Origin of the sequence: Nocardioides sp. NPDC057772 (assembly GCF_042798075.1) — a bacterium.
Taxonomy (GTDB): Bacteria; Actinomycetota; Actinomycetes; order Propionibacteriales; family Nocardioidaceae; genus Nocardioides.
Window position 1 is genome coordinate 1 of record NZ_JBHVKN010000332.1, and the last position, 3,059, is coordinate 3,059.

Here is a 3,059-nt window from a genome sequence, read left to right on the forward strand (position 1 = left end):
GCCATCCGTGCGGCGAGCGCCGATTCGGGCAGTGCCGACAGCAACTCCGCGGCGGTCGCCCGTACGTTGCGGCTGCGGTCGGTCAACGCCTGTTCGAGGAAGGGCTCGTCCGCCACCACCACCTACCAGTGGCCGACCGAGCTCCACCTGCCGGGCTACCGCCCGGTGACCAGGCCGCACGCCAAGCAGATCCGCGAGGCGGCGCGCCTGATGCTGGAGGCCAAGAAGCCTGTCCTGTACGTCGGTGGTGGCACGATCCGCTCCGGAGCGCACCGCGAGCTGCTGCAGCTGGCCACGCTCACCGGGATCCCGGTCGTGACCACGCTGATGGCCCGAGGCGCCTTCCCCGACTCCCACCCGCAGCACCTCGGAATGCCGGGCATGCACGGCACCGTCGCCGCGGTCGCCGGGCTGCAGAAGTCCGACCTGATCATCAGCCTCGGCGCCCGCTTCGACGACCGCGTCACCGGCAACCTGGACTCCTTCGCCCCCAACGCCAAGGTCATCCACGCCGACATCGACCCGGCCGAGATCGGCAAGAACCGCTACGCCGACGTCCCGATCGTGGGCGACGTGCGCGAGGTCCTCACCGACCTGATCGCGGTGCTCACCGCCGAGAAGGAAGCCGGCAAGGAGGGCGACTACGAGGGCTGGATCGCGTTCGTCGCCGGGATCAAGAAGCAGTACCCGCTCGGCTACGACCTCCCTGCCGAGGGCCTCTCGCCGCAGTACGTCATCGAGCGGCTCGGCAAGATCTCCGGCGAGGACACGATCTTCACCGCCGGCGTCGGCCAGCACCAGATGTGGGCCGCGCAGTTCATCGGCTACGAGCACCCCAACACCTGGATCAACTCCGGCGGCCTCGGCACGATGGGCTACTCCGTCCCGGCTGCGATGGGAGCCAAGGTCGGCTGCCCGGACTCCACGGTGTGGTCGATCGACGGCGACGGCTGCTTCCAGATGACCAACCAGGAGCTGGCCACCTGCGCGATCGAGGGTATCCCGATCAAGGTCGCCATCATCAACAACGACAACCTCGGCATGGTGCGCCAGTGGCAGACGCTCTTCTACGGCGAGCGCTACTCCAACACCAACCTGCAGGGTCACGGCCAGCCGAAGCGCATCCCCGACTTCCCGAAGCTGGCCGAGGCCATGGGCTGCGTCGGCCTGGCCTGCGACTCCGCCGACGACGTCGACGCCACCATCGAGAAGGCCATGGAGATCAACGACATGCCCGTCGTCGTCGACTTCCGGGTCAACAAGGACGCCATGGTGTGGCCGATGGTCGCCGCCGGCTCCTCCAACGACGAGATCCAGTACGCGCGCGACCTCGCGCCCGAGTTCGACGAGGACGACCTGTGATGAGCATCCAGCCCGTGAAGACCGGCGGCAAGCACACGCTGAGCGTCCTGGTCGAGAACAAGCCCGGCGTCCTGGCCCGCGTGGCCGCGCTCTTCTCGCGTCGTGGCTTCAACATCGAATCCCTCGCGGTGGGGCCGACCGAGCACGACGAGGTCTCCCGCATGACGGTCGTGGTCAATCTCGAGAACACACCCCTCGAGCAGGTCACCAAGCAGCTCAACAAGCTGGTCGAGGTGATCAAGATCGTCGAGCTCGAGCCTGAGTCGCGCGTCCAGCGCGCCCTCATGCTGGTCAAGATCACCGCCACCACGGAGACCCGCAGCCAGGTGCTCGACACCATCCAGCTCTTCCGGGCCAAGGTCGTCGACGTGTCCACCGACACCGTCATCGTCCAGCTGGCCGGCAACACCGGCAAGCTCAACGACTTCCTCCGGGTCATCGAGCCCTTCGGTATCCGTGAGCTCTCCCAGTCCGGCATGGTCGGCATGGGCCGCGGCTCCCGGTCGATCTCCGAGCGCAGTCTGCGATCCGTGGCTGTGCCCGCTCCGCCTTCCGCGGTCTGAACCCCTATCAAACACAACTAAAGGAGAAGCCCTCGTGGCTGAGATTTTCTACGACGACGACGCCGACCTCGCGCTGATCCAGGCGAAGAAGGTTGCCGTCATCGGCTACGGCAGCCAGGGCCACGCCCACGCGCTCAACCTGCGTGACTCCGGTGTGGACGTGCGCATCGGCCTGCAGCCCGGCTCGAAGTCGACCCCGAAGGCCGAGGAGGAGGGCTTCAAGGTCCTCAGCCCCGCCGACGCCGCCGCCGAGGCCGACGTGATCGTCATCCTCGCCCCCGACCAGCACCAGCGCGGTCTCTACAACGACCAGCTCGCGCCCCACGTGACCGCCGGCAAGACCCTCGTCTTCGGCCACGGCTTCAACGTGCGCTTCGGCTACATCAAGGCCCCCGAGGGCGTCGACGTGATCCTGGTGGCCCCGAAGGCTCCGGGCCACACCGTCCGTCGTGAGTACGTCGCCGGCCGCGGCATCCCGGACATCATCGCCGTCGAGCAGGACGCCTCCGGCTCCGCCTGGGACCTGGCGAAGTCCTACGCCAAGGGCATCGGCGGCACCCGCGCCGGCGTCATCAAGACGACCTTCACCGAGGAGACCGAGACCGACCTCTTCGGCGAGCAGGCCGTGCTCTGCGGCGGCGTGTCCCACCTGGTCCAGGCCGGGTTCGAGACGCTGACCGAGGCCGGCTACCAGCCCGAGATCGCCTACTTCGAGGTGCTCCACGAGCTCAAGCTCATCGTCGACCTGATGTGGGAGGGCGGCATCGCCAAGCAGCGCTGGTCGATCTCCGACACCGCCGAGTACGGCGACTACGTCTCCGGCCCGCGCGTCATCGGCCCGCAGGTCAAGGAGACCATGAAGCAGGTGCTCGCCGAGATCCAGGACGGCTCCTTCGCCAGCCGCTTCATCGCCGACCAGGACAACGGTGCGGTCGAGTTCCAGAAGCTGCGCGAGGAGGAGGCCGGTCACCCGATCGAGGCCACCGGCAAGGCCCTGCGCGCCCACTTCTCGTGGAGCCAGACCGACGACGACTACACCGAGGGGAGCGCAGCGAGGTAACGAGCGCGCGAGCGCCAGCGAGCGTTGCTCGCTGACCCCGGATGCCGAGTCGGCGCCACTGTCCCAGGACCGGG

Annotated in this window: 3 protein-coding genes and 1 pseudogene; 3 read left to right on the forward strand and 1 reads right to left on the reverse strand. The window is 68.0% G+C overall.

Annotation, left to right across the window (positions count from 1 at the left end):
• Positions 1 to 122, reverse strand: a 122-nt coding sequence (locus ACFVJS_RS27205) for a DUF5691 domain-containing protein (protein ID WP_378886672.1), incomplete at its 3' end; no start/stop codon positions are given.
• On the opposite strand from ACFVJS_RS27205, the pseudogene ACFVJS_RS27210 reads away from it, so the two are divergent.
• The 3 genes and pseudogenes from ACFVJS_RS27210 to ilvC form a co-directional block, all read left to right on the forward strand.
• A pseudogene (locus tag ACFVJS_RS27210) lies at positions 115 to 1,362 on the forward strand (thiamine pyrophosphate-dependent enzyme); the annotation flags it as partial. The gene ACFVJS_RS27205 and the pseudogene ACFVJS_RS27210 overlap by 8 nt on opposite strands.
• Positions 1,362 to 1,925 carry an acetolactate synthase small subunit gene (gene ilvN, locus ACFVJS_RS27215; RefSeq protein ID WP_091049441.1) on the forward strand — a complete coding sequence of 188 codons (564 nt, stop codon included), beginning with the start codon at positions 1,362 to 1,364 and terminating at the stop codon, positions 1,923 to 1,925. The pseudogene ACFVJS_RS27210 and the gene ilvN, both read left to right, overlap by 1 nt.
• A 34-nt stretch (positions 1,926 to 1,959) precedes the next feature.
• Positions 1,960 to 2,985, forward strand: coding sequence for a ketol-acid reductoisomerase (gene ilvC / locus ACFVJS_RS27220; RefSeq protein ID WP_165110266.1), 1,026 nt, complete (start codon positions 1,960 to 1,962; stop codon positions 2,983 to 2,985).
• Positions 2,986 to 3,059: the final 74 nt, after the last annotated feature.